The 16,212-nt window shown below is 72.2% G+C and carries 16 protein-coding genes; 7 read left to right on the forward strand and 9 right to left on the reverse strand.

Going from position 1 to position 16,212, the window contains the following annotated elements:
- Window positions 1–2: 2 nt before the first annotated feature.
- Together ACZ4UV_RS21010 and ACZ4UV_RS21015 are read right to left on the reverse strand one after the other, a co-directional pair.
- On the reverse strand, window positions 3–1,307 hold the full coding sequence (locus ACZ4UV_RS21010; RefSeq protein WP_390038702.1) for an MFS transporter: 1,305 nt from the start codon (window positions 1,305–1,307) through the stop codon (window positions 3–5).
- A gap of 129 nt (window positions 1,308–1,436) precedes the next feature.
- Window positions 1,437–2,054, reverse strand: a complete 618-nt coding sequence (locus ACZ4UV_RS21015; RefSeq protein ID WP_451021439.1) for a LysE/ArgO family amino acid transporter — start codon at window positions 2,052–2,054, stop codon at window positions 1,437–1,439.
- A gap of 101 nt (window positions 2,055–2,155) precedes the next feature.
- Here ACZ4UV_RS21015 and ACZ4UV_RS21020 point away from each other — a divergent pair, with 101 nt between their 5' ends.
- Window positions 2,156–3,040, forward strand: a complete 885-nt coding sequence (locus ACZ4UV_RS21020; protein WP_390038706.1) for a LysR family transcriptional regulator ArgP — start codon at window positions 2,156–2,158, stop codon at window positions 3,038–3,040.
- 65 nt (window positions 3,041–3,105) lie between these two features.
- On the opposite strand, the gene ACZ4UV_RS21025 is transcribed toward ACZ4UV_RS21020, so the two are convergent.
- A complete protein-coding gene (locus tag ACZ4UV_RS21025) occupies window positions 3,106–3,822 on the reverse strand; it encodes a TetR/AcrR family transcriptional regulator (protein WP_467839711.1) in 717 nt (238 codons plus the stop codon).
- Window positions 3,823–3,956: 134 nt separating this feature from the next.
- On the opposite strand from ACZ4UV_RS21025, the gene ACZ4UV_RS21030 reads away from it, so the two are divergent.
- Window positions 3,957–5,171: a saccharopine dehydrogenase family protein gene (locus ACZ4UV_RS21030; protein WP_467839714.1), complete on the forward strand. Its 1,215-nt coding sequence runs from the start codon at window positions 3,957–3,959 to the stop codon at window positions 5,169–5,171.
- Window positions 5,172–5,285: 114 nt separating this feature from the next.
- Entirely contained in the window at window positions 5,286–5,540 is a 255-nt protein-coding gene (locus ACZ4UV_RS21035) for a WhiB family transcriptional regulator (RefSeq protein ID WP_467839717.1), read from the forward strand.
- Here ACZ4UV_RS21035 and ACZ4UV_RS21040 read toward each other — a convergent pair.
- From ACZ4UV_RS21040 to ACZ4UV_RS21055, 4 genes are all read right to left on the reverse strand, one after another.
- Window positions 5,533–7,392 (reverse strand): HAMP domain-containing sensor histidine kinase, encoded by a 1,860-nt coding sequence (locus tag ACZ4UV_RS21040; protein ID WP_467839721.1) that lies wholly within the window; start codon window positions 7,390–7,392, stop codon window positions 5,533–5,535. The genes ACZ4UV_RS21035 and ACZ4UV_RS21040 overlap by 8 nt on opposite strands.
- Complete coding sequence (locus tag ACZ4UV_RS21045; RefSeq protein ID WP_388917212.1) at window positions 7,389–8,090, reverse strand: response regulator transcription factor; 702 nt, start codon at window positions 8,088–8,090, stop codon at window positions 7,389–7,391. The genes ACZ4UV_RS21040 and ACZ4UV_RS21045 overlap by 4 nt, the downstream gene beginning before the upstream one ends.
- 31 nt (window positions 8,091–8,121) lie before the next feature.
- A complete protein-coding gene (locus tag ACZ4UV_RS21050; RefSeq protein WP_467839724.1) occupies window positions 8,122–8,868 on the reverse strand; it encodes a hypothetical protein in 747 nt (248 codons plus the stop codon).
- A gap of 134 nt (window positions 8,869–9,002) precedes the next feature.
- Window positions 9,003–10,406 carry a M1 family metallopeptidase gene (locus ACZ4UV_RS21055; RefSeq protein WP_451019145.1) on the reverse strand — a complete coding sequence of 468 codons (1,404 nt, stop codon included), beginning with the start codon at window positions 10,404–10,406 and terminating at the stop codon, window positions 9,003–9,005.
- Window positions 10,407–10,573: 167 nt separating this feature from the next.
- On the opposite strand from ACZ4UV_RS21055, the gene ACZ4UV_RS21060 reads away from it, so the two are divergent.
- Window positions 10,574–10,921, forward strand: coding sequence for a DUF488 domain-containing protein (locus ACZ4UV_RS21060; RefSeq protein ID WP_451019144.1), 348 nt, complete (start codon window positions 10,574–10,576; stop codon window positions 10,919–10,921).
- Between the two features lie 117 nt (window positions 10,922–11,038).
- On the opposite strand, the gene ACZ4UV_RS21065 is transcribed toward ACZ4UV_RS21060, so the two are convergent.
- Window positions 11,039–12,712 carry an FAD-binding dehydrogenase gene (locus ACZ4UV_RS21065; protein ID WP_390038721.1) on the reverse strand — a complete coding sequence of 558 codons (1,674 nt, stop codon included), beginning with the start codon at window positions 12,710–12,712 and terminating at the stop codon, window positions 11,039–11,041.
- A 13-nt stretch (window positions 12,713–12,725) separates the two neighbouring features.
- Entirely contained in the window at window positions 12,726–13,355 is a 630-nt protein-coding gene (locus ACZ4UV_RS21070) for a TetR/AcrR family transcriptional regulator (protein WP_351497921.1), read from the reverse strand.
- A 120-nt stretch (window positions 13,356–13,475) separates the two neighbouring features.
- Here ACZ4UV_RS21070 and ACZ4UV_RS21075 point away from each other — a divergent pair, with 120 nt between their 5' ends.
- The 3 genes from ACZ4UV_RS21075 (at window position 13,476) to ACZ4UV_RS21085 (ending at window position 16,193) form a co-directional block, all read left to right on the forward strand.
- On the forward strand, window positions 13,476–14,102 hold the full coding sequence (locus ACZ4UV_RS21075; RefSeq protein WP_390038724.1) for an alpha-ketoglutarate-dependent dioxygenase AlkB: 627 nt from the start codon (window positions 13,476–13,478) through the stop codon (window positions 14,100–14,102).
- Between the two features lie 81 nt (window positions 14,103–14,183).
- Complete coding sequence (locus ACZ4UV_RS21080; protein WP_451022961.1) at window positions 14,184–14,933, forward strand: MBL fold metallo-hydrolase; 750 nt, start codon at window positions 14,184–14,186, stop codon at window positions 14,931–14,933.
- 24 nt (window positions 14,934–14,957) lie between these two features.
- Window positions 14,958–16,193, forward strand: a complete 1,236-nt coding sequence (locus ACZ4UV_RS21085; protein ID WP_467839731.1) for a DUF4032 domain-containing protein — start codon at window positions 14,958–14,960, stop codon at window positions 16,191–16,193.
- The last annotated feature ends 19 nt before the right edge of the window (window positions 16,194–16,212 follow it).

Here is a 16,212-nt window from a genome sequence, read left to right on the forward strand (position 1 = left end):
GCTCAGACGCGGTAGCGGCGCAGGGCCGGAACGGCGGCGGCGAGAACCAGCATCACCGCGACCACCAGCAGCCCGCCGCCCGCGACCGCCGCCCGCGGCCCGAAGACCGAGCCCGCGGTGCCGTGCAGCACGTCGGCCAGCCGCGGCCCGCCCGCGACCACCACGGTGAACACCCCCTGCATCCGGCCCCGCATCTCGTCGGTCGCCGCGGACAGCAGGATCGCGCCGCGGAAGACCATCGAGACCATGTCGGCGACCCCGGCTGCGGCCAGGAAGGCCACGGCGACCCAGAGGTTGCGGCTCAGCCCGAACCCGGCGACGGCAGCACCCCAGCCGACCACGGCGCCGATCACCATCAGGCCGTGGCGGCGGGCCCGCGAGAAGGTGCCGGAGAAGAGCCCGCCGAGAACCGCGCCGACCGGGATCGCCGCGAACAGCAGGCCGAGCGCGAGCCCCTCGCCGTAGGAGGCGTAGGTCTGCGCGGCCAGCTGCGGGAACAGGGCACGGGGCATGCCGAAGACCATCGCGATGATGTCCGCGAGGAACGACAGCAGCAGCACCTTGTGCATGGAGATGTACCGGAAGCCCGCCACGATCTCGCGCACCCCGGCCCGCCGCGCCGTCGCACCCGCCAGGGGCGGCAGCGCGGGCAGCCGGTAGACCGCCCACACCGTCACGCACAGCGCCAGCGCGTCGATCAGGTACAGCTCGGGCAGCCCGATGACGGGGATCAGGGCACCGGCGAGCAGCGGGCCGACCACCTGCCCGGTCTGCATGACCGTCGACCCGAGCGCGTTGGCGGCGGGCAGTTGCGCCTCCGGGACCAGCCGGGCGATGGAGGCGGTACGGGCCGGCGCGTTCAGCCCCCAGAACGCCTGCTGCATCGCGAGCAGCACCATCAGCGCGGCCACCGATCTCATCCCGGTGGCCGCCTGGACGAAGAAGAGCAGTGAGGTCACGCCGATACCGATGTTGGTGATCAGCAGCAGCTTGCGGCGGTCCATGGTGTCGGCCACCGCGCCGCCCCACAGCGCGAACACGATCAGCGGCAGCAGTCCGGCGAGACTCGCCGCGCCGACCCAGGCGGACGACCCCGTGATGTCGAAGATCTGCTTGGGCACGGCGACGGCGGTCAGCTGGCTGCCGACCGAGGTGACGATGGTCGACGTCCACAGCCTGCGGTAGGCCGGGATGCGCAGCGGGCGGGTGTCCATCGCCCAGCGCCGCCAGCCGCTCCGGGGCGGGGCGGCCGTGGCGTCGTCGGGGGTCTGTATGTCGGACTGGGTGCCGCTCTCGCTGGTGTCCACGGAGTTCCTGGTGTCCTGCTCTTCTCGATGCCCGCTACATCTTTTCGGTTGCAGGTTCACTATCGCAGCAACTTCCGTGGCTGCCGAACCGCTTGTCTCAGGATGCGGCCGTTCGAGGATCCGGGCGGCTCAGGATCCCGCCACGAGCATCAGGCCGAGCCCGATCATGGTCAGTGCCACCAGCCCGTCCAGCACCCGCCAGGCGGCCGGCCCGGCGAGGTACCGGCCGAGCAGCCGGGCGCCGAAGCCGAGGGCGGTGAACCAGCAGAGGCTGGCCAGGGCGGCGCCGAGTCCGAAGGTCCAGCGCAGGTCGCCCCGGTGGGCGGCGAGGGAGCCGAGCAGGAACACGGTGTCCAGGTAGACGTGCGGGTTCAGCCAGGTCATGGCCAGGCAGGTGAGGACCGCCCGCCGCCGGGACCCTGCCGTCTCGCCCTCGGTGCGCAGACCGCCGGTGCCGGGCCGCAGGACCCGCCGGGCGGCGAGGGCGCCGTAGCAGAGCAGGAAGGCGCCGCCGATCAGCCCGACCGCCCGCACCGCGCCCGGCCAGGCCACCACGATGGCGCCCACCCCGCCGACGCCGAGCGAGATGAGGACGGCGTCGGAGAGCGCGCAGATGCCGACGACCACGAGGACCGCGTCGCGGCGGATGCCCTGGCGGAGCACGAAGGCGTTCTGGGCACCGATGGCGACGATGAGCGAGAGGCCGGTGCCGAATCCTGCGGCAGCGGCGGCGAGAGAGCTGGACATGCCCTCGACGCTACGGAAGCGATCACTCTGCGTACAGCTAAAGATTTTTACGTACCCTTAGCGCAGCTGAAGACAGACAGGAGACAGACAGGAGTGCGACGGTGGAACTTCCGCTCGACCAGGTGCGGACGCTGCTGGCGGTGGTGGACGAGGGCACGTTCGACGCGGCGGCCGCGGCCCTGCACGTGACGCCGTCGGCGGTCAGCCAGCGGGTCAAGGCGTTGGAGCAGCGCACGGGCCGGGTGCTGCTCCAACGCACCAAGCCGGTGCGGCCGACGGAGTCGGGCGAGGTACTGGTCCGGTTCGCCCGGCAGCTGGCGCGGCTGGAGCGGGACGCGCGCGGTGAGCTGGGCATGAGCGGCGCCGGGGAGCCGACCCGGGTGTCGGTCGCGGTCAACGCGGACTCGCTGGCGACGTGGTTCCTGCGGGCGCTGACCGGGCTGCCGCACGTCTATGTCGAACTGCGGCGGGAGGACGAGGACCACACGGCCGCGCTGCTGCGGGAGGGGCTGGTGATGGCGGCGGTGACGTCGTCGCCGGAGGCGGTGCCGGGGTGTTCGGTGCGGGCGCTGGGGCGGATGCGGTACCTGCCGGTGGCGGCGCCGGAGTTCGCGGCGGCGCGTCTTTCGGGGGCGCTGCCGGATGCGCTCGCCGAGGCGCCGGTGATCGTGTTCGACCGGGTCGACGACTTCCAGGACGGGTTCGTACGGCGGCTGGGCGGGGCGGGGGCGAGTGCGCTGCGGCACTACGTGCCGACGTCGGAGGGGTTCGTGGACGCGGTGACGGCGGGGCTGGGGTGGGGGATGGTGCCGGAGCCGCAGGCGGTACCGCGGCTGCGGGACGGGCGGTTGGTGCGGATCGGGGGGCGGGAGTGGTGGGTCGACGTGCCGTTGTACTGGCAGCAGTGGAAGTTGGATTCGCCGGCGTTGGGGGCGGTGGCGGAGGCGGTGGCGAGTACGGCCGAGGGTGCGTTGCGCCGGCCGTAGGGAGTCAATTCGTACGCGTACGGGTGCGGGTGGGTGGGGGCTGGTCGCGCAGTTCCTCCCCCAGCCTACGGCCGGGGGTACCCCCAGCGCCCCTGACGGGGTGCTGCACTGTCCAGGAGCATTTCAAGTGCCGTCGGATAGGCGCTGGTCACCATGCGTTTCGCCAGGAGCGGCGCCGCCTCCGCGATACGTGGGTGGGTGGTGTGCGGGAGGCGGGCGTAGGTCGAGTGCCACTTGTCCTCGTCGGCTCGCTGGGAGTCCTTCGGGAGGGTGAGGGAGGCTGCGTCCAGGGCGGCGAAGGCGAGAGTCTGGTCGATGAAGGCGTGGTAGACGCGGACGGTCTCCGCGAGTGAGAAGCCTGCCGTGCGCAGGACGTCCAGGACCGCTTCGTCGGCGGCCAGTTCGTGTGCCCGGCCGGTCACGCGGTTCGTCGTCAGCAGGGCCGCCTGCGGGTGGGCGACGTACTGCGCGTGGATGCGCAGGCCGATGGTCCGCAGGTCCGTCCGCCACTCCCCCGTCGGGCTCCAGCCGGCCAGCGCCTGGCCGATGAGGGCGTCGCCGATCGCCAGGGTGAGGTCGTCCATGCCCCGGAAGTAGCGGTACAGGGTGCTGGCGTCGCAGTCGAGGGCGAGACCCAGGCGGCGGGCGGTCAGGCCGGCGCTGCCGTGCTCACGCAGCAGGCGCAGCGCGGTCTCCACGATCAGCCGCTCGGAGAGCACCGTGCCGCTGCGGGTGGGGCGGCGCCTGCGGCGCTTCTCCTCCGGTACCACCGTCTTGGGCATCGCGTACTCCCTGCCGTTCCTGTGCCGCGCCCTTATGCCAACGCCATTGACCTTACGCGACGGCCGGGCGTTTCATTCCGGCCAAGGCGCCCTCGTTTCCGACCTCGCTCTCTGTCCCAGAAGGAGATTCCCGCATGCGTGTACTGCTCGTGGGAGCCGGTGGTGTGGGCACCGCCGTCACCCGGATCGCGGCCCGGCGGCCGTTCTTCGACCTGTTGGTGGTCGCCGACTACGACCTGGCCCGCGCCGAGGCGGCGGTGGCGGCCGTCGGCGACGACCGGTTCCGCGCCGAGCGCGTCGACGCCGGCGACGAGGCGGCCGTGGCCGCGCTGCTGGCCCGCCACGGTTGCGACGTGCTGCTCAACGCCACCGACCCGCGCTTCGTCATGCCCCTGTTCCGGGCCGCCCGCAAGGCCGGCGCCGACTACCTCGACATGGCGATGTCGCTGTCCCGGCCGCATCCCGAGCGGCCGTACGAGGAGTGCGGGGTGAAGCTGGGCGACGAGCAGTTCGCGCTGGCCGGGGAGTGGGAGCGGGCGGGTGCGCTGGCGCTGGTCGGGATCGGGGTGGAGCCCGGGTTGTCGGACGTGTTCGCCCGGTACGCGGCCGACGAGCTCTTCGACGAGATCGAGGAGATCGGCATCCGCGACGGTGCGAACCTGACCGTGGACGGCTACGACTTCGCGCCCTCCTTCAGTATCTGGACCACCATCGAGGAGTGCCTCAACCCGCCCGTCGTGTACGAACGGGGACGCGGGTGGTTCACCACCGCGCCGTTCAGCGAGCCCGAGGTGTTCGACTTCCCGGACGGGATCGGTCCGGTCGAGTGCGTGAACGTCGAGCACGAGGAGGTGCTGCTCGTGCCGCGCTGGGTGGACGCGCGGCGGGTCACCTTCAAGTACGGGCTCGGGCGCGAGTTCATCGAGACGCTGAAGACGCTGCACCTGCTGGGCCTGGACCGCACCGCCCCGGTGACGGTGCCCGGCGCCGACGGCCCGGTAGCGGTCTCGCCCCGGGACGTCGTCGCCGCGTCGCTGCCCGACCCGGCGACACTGGGCGAGCGCATGCGCGGCAAGACCTGCGCGGGCACCTGGGTGCGCGGGGTGAAGGACGGACAGCCGCGGGAGGTGTATCTCTACCACGTTGTCGACAACCAGTGGTCCATGGCGGAGTACGGTTGTCAGGCCGTGGTGTGGCAGACGGCCCTCAACCCGGTCGTCGCCCTCGAACTCCTGGCCACCGGCGCGTGGTCGGGCTCGGGCGTCCTCGGCCCGGAGGCGTTCCCGGCCCGCCCGTTCCTCGACCTGCTGACCGAATACGGCTCCCCCTGGGGTCTGCGCGAGCAGTGACCGCCCGCGAATCCCGCGGGACTTGGCCGTTTCAGCCGCGCCCGGACCGGTGACCCGGAGCCGAGCAACGCGCACAGGAAACGGCTGAGTCGACTTGGATCGCAGGTGACTTCGATGGACGACTGGCGAGACCACGCCGAGTGCCGCTACGAGGACCCCGACCTCTTCTTCCCGATCGGGACCACCGGCCCGTCGCTGCATCAGACGCGGCGCGCGAAGGCCGTGTGCGAGCGCTGTCCGGTGCAGGACCCCTGCCTGCGCTGGGCGATGGCGACCGGGCAGGCCGTCGGCGTCTGGGGCGGTACGACCGAGGCGGAGCGCCGGCTGCTGGCCCGGCGCCGGCAGCGGGCGGAGCGCCGGCTCAGCTGACGTCGGCCGGGGCCGGTGCGGCCGGCAGCCGCAGGATGAACTCGGCGCCCTTGCCGGGTTCGCTGCGCGCCTCGGCGGTGCCGTCGTGGGCGGCGAGCAGATGGCGCACGATCGGCAGGCCGAGGCCGCTGCCTCCGGTACGGCGGCTGCGGGACTTCTCCGCGCGCCAGAACCGCTCGAAGACGTGCGGGAGATCGTCGGCGGCGATGCCCGGACCGGTGTCGGTGACGGTGAGGACGACGTCGTCACCGTCACGGCGGGCTGACAGGGTCACCGTGCCGTCGGCGGGGGTGTGCCGGAGGGCGTTGGAGACCAGGTTGCCGAGGGCCTGCCGCATCCGGACCGGGTCGGCGTCGAGCCAGGCGGTGCCGTCGGTGTCGGTCAGCAGGGTGACCCCGGCCGCGTCGGCGGCGACGCGGTGGGCGGCGGCGACCTGGTCGGTCAGGTCGGCGGCGCGCACCGGTTCGCGGTGCACGCGCAGGGTGCCGGCATCGGCGGCGGCCAGGTCCTGGAGGTCGTCGATGATCCGCTGCAGGACCAGCGCCTCCTCGTGCAGGGAGCCCAGCAGGGCCGGGTCGGGGTCGACCAGACCGTCCCGGGTGACCTCCAGCCAGCCGCGGATGTTGGTGAGGGGGCTGCGCAGTTCGTGGGCGATGTCGCTGACCATCGCCTTGCGCTGCTCTTCGAGGCGTTCCCGGCGCTCGGTGAGGTCGTTGAACGCCTCGGCCAGCAGCCCGGTCTCGTCCCGGGTGCGCACGCGTGCCCGGACGTGCAGCTCGGGCGGCTGCTGCGCGGCGGCCGTGAGCGCACGCAGCGGCCGCACCAGACGCATGGCGACGACGGCGGTGACGGCGACCGTGACGGCGAGGACCAGGCCGGCCGCGCCGACGATCTTCGTCTTGTTGGCCCGGGACATGTCGAAGCGGGGTGCGGTCTGGTCGCCGATGCCGAGGAAGAGCTCGGCGGCCGGGGCGACGTACGGTTCGAGCTGGGTGCGCCGGGCGTTGGCGATGCAGTTCTTCGCCAGCCGGTCCGTCTTCCGCTCGATCCCCTTCTTGGTGACGAGGAACCCGCCCGAGACGGGGTCGCGCCCTGTCGTGTCGTAGGTCAGGTACAGCGAGCCGCCGATGTCCGTGTCCTGGGCCTTGAGGCAGGGACGGGCCAGGTCCGTCAGCGCGTCGAGGGCCTTGGTCTCGGTGGCGGTCGGGAAGTCGAGCGCGTCGTTGATCCCGCCGGTCGACTCGCCGAGGACGTTGCCGCACCCGACCTTGAGTTCCAGAGGAGCGTCTCTGGCGTCGTCGAAGACGACGTGCGGCCGTCCGCTCGGGATGTGCTGGACGCTGGTCCGGACGCCGAAGCGGCCGAAGCACTCCTGCTGCTTCTCGGCGACCGCGTCCAGTTTCCCTCGCTCCTGCGCGGTGAGCCGGAACGGACCGACCGCGCGCGGATCGATGCCGCTGAGCTGCGCGCCGGACTCCGTGTAGGTGTCGGTGTGCAGGGGGTCCACGGCGGCCGCCGGGCGCGGTGGCAGCGGGGTGTCGTGGGCTGCCGAGTCGGCGATCAGCGTGCGGTCGGCGGTGGTCAGCGCGATCCTGCGGCCGGTCTTGGCCGCCAGGGCCCGGAGGGTGTGCCGGACCTCGCTCCAGTCGGGGTGGTCCGCCGCGTACCCGCTGAGCTCGGCGAGGATCTTGTTGTCGGCGGCCAGGTCCTGCCCCTGTTCCTCCTCCAGCGCGCTGGTGGTGGTCGTCACGGCGAGCCAGGCGGTGGCGGCCACCGAGCAGACGGCGATCAGTACCGAGGTGAACAGCAGCCGGACCAGCAGCCGTTTGCGCCACGGTATCCGGGGCTTCACGGCCGGCCGCCGCTCAGCTTGTAGCCGACACCGAACACGGTCACCAGCCGCACCGGCCGCCGGGGATCGGCCTCGATCTTCCGGCGCAGGTTCATCACATGGACGTCGACGGCCCGTTCGGTGGAGGAACGGTCGAAGCCCCGCGTGCACTGCAGCAACTGCCGCCGGGTGAAGACCCGGTCGGGCTCCCCGGCCATGGCGAGCAGGATCTGGAACTCGGCCGGGGTCACCTCCACCGGCTCCCCGTCGCAGCGCACCTGGTGCCGCACGGGATCGACGCTGATCCCGGCGGCGGTCACGGCGGGTTCCTCCTCCCGGACGGGCGCGGCCCGCCCGCTGCGCCGCAGGATCGTCCGGATCCGGGCCATCAGCTCGCGCGGGCTGTACGGCTTGGTCATGTAGTCGTCGGCGCCCAGCTCAAGGCCGAGCAGCACGTCGTCCTCGTCGGAGCGGGCCGTGAGCATCAGCACCGGGATCTCCGGGTCGCCGCCGCGCAGCACCCGGCAGACGCCGAAGCCGTCGATCACCGGCAGCATCAGGTCGAGGACGACCAGGTCGGGACCGAGCCGCCGGGCCGCGTCCAGCGCGGCGGCCCCGTCATGGACCACGGTCGCGCTGTGCCCCTCGGCGAGCAGCGACCTCCGGATCAGCTCGGCCTGCATCTCGTCGTCCTCGGCCACCAGCACATGTGCGCACACAGGTTCGGATCCTAAGCGGAGTTCCGGCGGCCTAGCGGGCGAGCCAGCCGGCGAAGCCCATGGCGATCACCGGATGCCGGTCCGGGTCGAGGGTGCGCAGCAACTCCTTCATGTGCGCCTTGGCGACACTGACGCAGGCGTGCGTGGGCCCGCCGTGGTCGACGTGCAGCCACACGCCGCCGCCCCGGTTCGCGCCCATCGGCCGGGTCCAGTCGAGCGGGGAAGTGCCCGTCTGGCGGTTGTAGTTGATGGCGACGACGTACTCGAAGGAACCTTCCAGCGGCTCGCCCTCGAACCCGGTACCGGGCGAGGTGAAGCCGTAGGACTGGTGGTATGGCAGCCTGCTCCCCGGGTCGGCGAGCAGGCCCCCGGCGTCGGTCAGCCCGTACACGCCGACGGGCGAGCGCAGGTCCCCGGCCATGTGATGCTCGCTCCAGCCGTCCCTGCCGTTGTGCGCGGGCCAACTGGCGCCGGGCTGCCAGACGTCGTCGTCGCGTTCGTAGAGGACGACGGTGGAGATCGGCGAGTCCTTGCCCCGGCCGGTGGTGACGACGACCTGCTCCGCCCGCCCGGGTATCGCGGCCGTCGTCCTGGGCCCGAGCCCGGGTATGCCGCTCGGCTGCGGGCTACTGCTGCTCTCGGGTGTGGGGGAAGCCGTCGCCTCCGCCGGCCGGTCGTCCCCCGACCGGCTCGGCGCAGCCTCGGCGCCACCCCCGCACCCGGACAGCAGGAGGGGGGAGGCGGAGAGGAGGGCGACGGCAGCTCTGCGATGGATCATGAGATCGACCTTGGCCGACGGATGTAAGAAACTCGTCAGCTTTCAGCGCCCCTTCAGGGGCGCTGGGGGTACCCCCGGCCGAAGGCTGGGGGAGGAACTGCGCGAGCAACCCCCACCGGCCCGCATCCGAACCGCTACGGCTTGCCCTTCTTGTACAACCACGTCTGGAACAAGGAACCGAGGTCCTTCCCCGACTCCCCCTCGGCCAGCTTCACAAACTCCGCCGTAGTCCCGTGCCCGTACCGGTGCTCCGAGGCCCACGCCCGCAGAATCCGGAAGAACACCGGATCCCCGACCGCCCTCCGCAGTTCGTGCAGGGCCATCGCGCCCCGCGCGTACACCGGTTCACCGAAGATGTTCTTCCCGCTCCCCGGATCCCCCGGCGGATACGCCCACAACTCGTCGCTCGCCGGCTTCGCGTACAGCGCGTCGAAGTTCTTCTGCGCGCTGTCGCCCCCGTGCTGCTCGCTGTACAGCCACTCGGCATACGTGGCGAAGCCCTCGTTGAGCCAGATGTCCTTCCAGGCGGTGAGGGAGACGGAGTCGCCGAACCACTGGTGGGCGTTCTCGTGCACCAGCGTGCTCAGATCCGGCGCCGAGTCGTAGATCGGCCGGCCCTGCGTCTCCAGCGCGTACCCGACGCTCGGCGCGTGGTCGACTATCGACCCGGCGGACCGGAACGGGTACGGCCCGAACAGCTTGCTCTCCCACTCCAGCACCGACGGCAGCTTCTTCAGCACGGCCGCCGACCCGCTCGCCTCGCGCGGGTCGACCGCGTTGTACACCTTGATCCCGTCCCGGGTGGTGTACTGCTGCACCTTGAACGTGCCGACCGTGGCGGTCGCGAGGTACGCGGCCATCGGCTCGGTCTGCCGCCACCGGAAGGTCGTACGGCCGCCGGAGGTGTGCTGCCCGAGGAGGACGCCGTTGGCGACGGCGGTGCGGCCCTTGGGGACGGTGATCGTGAAGTCGTACGACGACTTGTCCTTGGGATGGCTGTTGGCCGGGAACCAGGTCATCGCGCCCTGCGGCTCCCCGGCGACGAACGCGCCGTCGTCGGTGCGGATCCAGCCGTCGGCCGAGCCGTCGGGGTCGGTGACCTGCTTGGGTGCGCCGTTGTACGCCACGGTGACCCGGAAGGCCCGGCCCTTCGCCAGCGCCCGCGACGGCGTGACGACGAGTTCCTGTCCGCTGCGGCTGAAACGGGCCGTCCGGCCGTCGACGGTCACCCGGGTGACCTTCAGTCCGCTGAGGTCGAGGTCGAAGCGGGTCAGCTTCTCGGTGGCACGGGCGGTGAGGACCGCCTTGCCGTCGAGGTGCCGGGAGGAGGTGTCGTAGCGGAGCGACAGGTCGTAGTGGCTGACGTGGTAGCCGCCGTTGCCGCTGAGCGGGAAGTAGGGGTCGCCCGCGCCCGCGGCGCCGATGGTGCTCGCCGAGGCCGTTCCGGCGGCGGCCAGCAGGGCCGCCACGGCGACCGGGACGGTGCCGAGGACGGCCTCGCGGCGGAGGACTGCGGTACGTCTGCTTGCGCCCTGCACATGAACTCCCTTGGGGGGGTGGCCGATGATCAATGGCCCACAGACTAGGCGCGCGGGTGTCCGCGTTTCCCCCTCATTCTGGTCAAGCTGCGCCGCGTCGGCACCCGTGGGGCGGGTTCGCCGCTTACGCTCGCGGCACCGTCAGCGAGCCGAGAGGTGCATCGACCGTGAGCGTGCGCGTCCGCAGGATCTACGAGTCGCCCGAGCCGGAGGACGGGGTGCGCGTCCTGGTGGACCGGCTCTGGCCGCGCGGGGTGTCCAAGGAGGACGCGCACGTGGACGAGTGGCCGAAGGGTCTGACGCCGTCGAACGAGCTGCGCCGCTGGTTCCACGACGGCGGGTCGTACGAGGAGTTCACCCGACGTTACGAGGCGGAGCTGGCCGCTCCCGAGGCCGCCGAACTCCTCGACGGTCTGCGGGAGTCGACCCGGAAGGGGCCGGTGACCCTGCTCACCTCGTCCAAGACCCCGGACGAGAGCCACGCCACGGTACTGGCGCGGCTCCTGACCGACTGAGTCAGCTGAGCGCCCCGTAAGGGGCGCTGGGGGTGCCCCCGGCCGAAGGCTGGGGGAGGAACCGCGCGACCAGCCACGACGGCGCCGCAGGCGGCGACGGCACCCCCGGCGCGACGCTCACGCGGTCTGCTTCGCCGCCGCGCGTCCCGCGGCCCGGCCCGAGAACAGGCAGCCGCCGAGGAACGTACCCTCCAGCGCGTTGTAGCCGTGCACGCCGCCGCCGCCGAAGCCGGCCACCTCGCCGGCCGCGTAGAGCCCGCCGATCGGCTGCCCGTCGGCACCGAGGGCGCGGGAGTCCAGGTCGGTCTGGATGCCGCCGAGGGTCTTGCGGGTGAGGACGTGCAGCTTGACGCCGATCAGCGGTCCGGCGGCCGGGTCGAGGATGCGGTGCGGGGTGGCGACCCGGCCCAGGCGGTCGCCGATGTAGCGGCGCGCGTTGTGGATGCCCTGGACCTGGGAGTCCTTGCTGTAGGAGTTGTTGATCTGCAGGTCGCGGGCGACGATCTGGCGGCGCACCTCGGCCGCGTCGAGCAGCGCCTTGTCCGTGAGCCCGTTCATCTTCTCGACGAGCTGGTCCAGGGAGGTCGCGGTCACGAAGTCCGCGCCGTGGTCGAGGAAGGCCTGCACCGGTCCGGGCGCGCCCTTGCCGAGGAGCCGGTCGCGCAGCACGGCCTTGCGGTCCTTGGCGGTGATGTCGGGGTTCTGCTCGGAGCCGGAGAGCGCGAACTCCTTCTCGACGATTTTACGGGTGAGGACGAACCAGGAGTGGTCGTACCCGGCGATGTCCTCGGTGGTGCGCAGGTGCCTGAGAGTGCTGAGGGTGTCGTAGCCCGGCAGGCAGGGGTCGGGCAGGCGGCGGCCGAGGGCGTCGAGCCAGATCGAGGAGGGGCCGGGCAGGATGCGGATGCCGTGGCCGGGCCAGACGGAGTTCCAGTTCTGGATGCCCTCGGTGTAGTGCCACATGCGGTCGCGGTTGACCAGGCGGACGCCCGCCTCGGCGCTGATGTCGAGCATCCGGCCGTCCACGTAGGCGGGGACGCCGGTGACCATCTCCGCGGGGGGCGTGCCGAGGCGTGCGGGCCAGTAGCGGCGGACGATGTCGTGGTTCGCGCCGATGCCACCGGTGGTGACCACGACGGCCTGGGCGGTGAGTTCGAAGTCGCCGATGCGGTCGCGGTTGGAGGCGACGCCGCGCGGTGAGTCGTCGGGGGCGAGGACCGTGCCGCGGACGCCGCGCGCCTCGCCGTCCTCGATCACGAGTTCGTCGACCTGGTGGCGGTGGTGGAAGGTGAGCAGTCCGTCGCGGGCGGCCTGCTTGGCGTACCGGGCGAAGGGCTCGACCACGCCGGTGCCGGTGCCCCAGGTGACATGGAAGCGCGGGACGGAGTTGCCGTGCCCGTCGGCCCGCAGGTCGCCGCGCTCGGCCCAGCCGACGGTCGGCAGCAGGCTGATGCCGTGGCTCTGCAGCCAGGGCCGCTTCTCCCCGGCCGCGAACTCGACGTACGCGCGCGCCCAGCGCACCGCCCAGGAGTCCTCGTCGTCCTTGCGGTCGAACTGCGCGCTGCCCTGCCAGTCGCTCCAGGCCAGGTCGAGGGAGTCCTTGATGCCGAGGCGGCGCTGTTCTGGCGAGTCGACGAGGAAGAGCCCGCCGAAGGACCAGAACGCCTGGCCGCCGAGGTTGGCGGCGTTCTCCTGGTCGACCAGGGCGACGCGCCTGCCCCTGCTGGTGAGTTCGTGCGCCGCGACCAGGCCGGCGAGGCCGGCTCCGACGACGATGACGTCCGCGTCCATGGCGACGCCTTTCTTATCCGAATCGGGTGCTGCCGTCGGTCAGCAGCGCGGTGAGCAGTTGTTTGAGCCAGGCACGGGCCCGGTCCACGTCCTTGTCCAGCAGCAGCTGGACGGTGACCCCGTCGTAGGCGGCGACCACCGCATGGGCCGCTCCCTCGACGTCGCCGAGCACGGCGGGGATCGGGGTGTGGCCGCGGGCCCGCAGGAGCCGGTCGGCGACGGCCTCGCGGAGCCGGGTGCGGTGGTCGAGGAGGAGCCCGGCGACGGCCGGGTCCCGGGCGGCGTGCACCAGGAAGTCGGTCTTCACCAGCAGCCAGTCCACGTCGAGGAGCAGTACGTCCGTGACCCGGTCCACGGAGGCCGGTACGTCCAGGTCGGGTCCGTCGCCGGCGAGCGCGTCGGCGACCTGCCGGGCGATGAGGTCGGCGCGTTCCCGGTAGAGGGCGAAGAACAGCTCGTCGAGGGTGGCGAAGTTGGAGTAGAAGGCGCCCCGGCTGAACCCGGCGGCCTCGCAGACCTCCTCGATGGAGACCCGCCCGAAGCCCTTGGCGGCGAACACGGTGAACGCGGCGTCGAGCAGCCGGGCGCGGGTCTGCACCCGCCGCCGGGTCACGCGCCGTTGCGCACCGCCGTCCACCGTCATGGGCCGACCTCCGTTCAATACGCGAATGTATCGAATACATCGGTGTATCGAAAGAGGCCGCCACGGACCCGCCGGAGATCAAATAAGAACAGATTTTCGATTACGGAGTACGCTTGACTCATGGCCACGCACCTCCAGGGCTCCCTGTTCGACCAGACCGACGAGCTGCGGCTCGGCACCCTCGACGGCATCGGCCGGACGGCGCTGGGCTCCGGCGCCTGGATCGACGTGCTGCCCGGCTGGCTGAGCGGCGCCGACGCGCTGTTCGAACAGCTGGCGGCGGACGTCCCCTGGCACGCCGAGCGCCGCCAGATGTACGACAACGTCGTGGACGTACCGCGCCTGCTCGCCTTCTACGGCGCCGCCGACCCGCTCCCCCACCCCGTCCTCACCGAGGCCCGCGAGGCGCTCACCCGGCACTACGCCGAGGAGCTGGGCGAGCCGTTCGCCACGGCCGGGCTCTGCTACTACCGCGACGGCCGGGACAGCGTGGCCTGGCACGGCGACCGGATCGGCCGGGGTGCGCGGGAGGACACCATGGTCGCGATCCTCTCGGTGGGCGCGCCCCGCGATCTGCTGCTGCGCCCGCTGCGCGGCGGCCCCTCGGTCCGGCGCCCGCTCGGCCACGGCGACCTGATCGTGATGGGCGGCTCCTGCCAGCGGACCTGGGAGCACTGCGTGCCGAAGACGGCCCGGGCCGCCGGGCCGCGGATCAGCATCCAGTTCCGGCCGCACGGGGTGCGCTGACCCGGGCCTCGGCAACGGGCGGCACACGGCATGTGGTTGGCTGTCCTCCGTTTCGATCTGCACGAACGGGCCGGAGTGATCATGCGGGCAGAGGTACACGAAGTCGGCAAGGGCGCCTATCTGGTGCACGGCCAGCACACCAACTGGGTGATCCTCAAGGACGGGGACGCCGTCACGCTGGTGGACACCGGCTACCCCGGGGACCGGCAGGGGCTGCTCGGCTCCCTCGCGGAGGTGGGCAGTTCACCGGAGGCGGTCGCAGCCGTGCTGATCACGCACGCGCACAACGACCATCTCGGCTCGGCCGAGTACCTGCGCGACGCCCACGGCACGCCGGTCTATCTCCACGAGGCCGAAGTACCGCACGCCCGGCGGGAGTTCCTCCAGCAGGTGTCCGTGGGCGAGGTGGTGAAGAACGCCTGGCGGCCGGGGGTCGTGCCCTGGCTGGTGCACGTGCTGCGCGTCGGCGGCACCGAGCAGCACCCGGTCAAGGCGCCCGAGGCGTTCCCGGTCGCCGACGGCCCGCTCGACCTGCCGGGCCGCCCGGTCCCGGTGCACACCCCCGGCCACACCGACGGGCACACCGTCTACCACCTGCCCGAGGCCGGGCTGGTGATCTCCGGGGACGCGCTGGTCAGCGGCCACCGCACCTCGCGGATCCAGGGCCCGCAGCTGCTGCCCGACATGTTCCACCACGAGCGGGCCCGGGCCGTCGCCTCGCTGGACCTGATCGGCGCCCTCGACGGCGACGCCCTGCTGCCGGGACACGGCCCGCTGCACCGCGGTCCGGTGCGGGCGGCCGCCGAGCGGGCCCGGGAGCTTGCCTCGTGACCCACCGGCCTTAAGGTTCCTCCCATGGCCTTGCAGATCAACGCCACCAACCCGGAGCACCCCGCGCTCCTGCTCGAACTCCCCTGGGACGTCCCGCTGGAGGAGTGGCCCGAGGAGTACCTCGTGCCGCTCCCCCGCGGCATCTCCCGGCACGTGGTGCGCTACGCCCGGGCCGGCAGCGAGGTCATCGCGGTGAAGGAGCTGGCGGAGCGCCCGGCGCTGCGCGAGTACGAGCTGCTGCGCGACCTGGACCGGCTCGGCATCCCAGCCGTCGACCCGCTCGCCGTGATCACCGGCCGCCTCGACGCGGACGGCGAACCGCTGGAGTCGGTGCTGGTCACCCGGCACCTCGGCGGCTCCATGCCGTACCGCTCGATGTTCGAGACGACCATGCGCCCGGCCACCATGCACCGCCTCATGGACGCCCTGGCGGTGCTGCTGGTCCGCCTGCACCTGGCCGGGTTCGCGTGGGGCGACTGCTCGCTGTCCAACACCCTGTTCCGGCGGGACGCGGGCGCCTACGCGGCGTACCTGGTGGACGCCGAGACCGGCGACCTGCACACGCAGCTGAGCAACGGGCAGCGGGAGTACGACCTCGACCTGGCCCGGGTGAACATCAGCGGGGAACTGCTCGACCTGGAGGCCTCGGGGGCGCTGCATCCCTCGCTGGACCCGATCGAGTTCGGGTTCGAGATCTGCACCCGGTACGGCGAGCTGTGGAAGGAGCTGACCCGGACCTCGGTGTATCCGGCGGGCAAGTACCAGTACATCGAGCGCCGCATCCGGCGGCTCAACGACCTCGGTTTCGACGTGGCCGAGATGCAGATCGAGCACTCCTCCAACGGTGACTCGGTCACCTTCGTGCCGAAGGTGGTCGACGCCGGCCACCACCAGCGCCAGCTGCTGCGGCTGACCGGCCTGGACGCCGAGGAGAACCAGGCGCGGCGGCTGCTCAACGACCTGGAGAGCTGGATGGCCACCCAGGACGACTACGCCCCCGGCGACCCTCTCGCCGCCCGCCCCGAGGTACTGGCCCACCGGTGGGTGCGGGACGTCTTCCGCCCCACCGTGCGGGCCGTGCCGCTGGAGCTGCGCGGCTCGATGGACCCGGCCGAGATCTACCACGAGCTGCTCGAACACCGCTGGTACCTCTCCGAGCGGGCGCAGCACGACATAGGCCTGGAGAACGCGGTCGAGGACTACATCGAGAACGTGCTGCCCAAGGCGCGGGAGACCCTGGAGCCGGTCACCCCGGAGTGAGCCCGGAGCACCCCCGGGC

It is taken from the genome of Streptomyces sp. NPDC028289 (assembly GCF_055565975.1).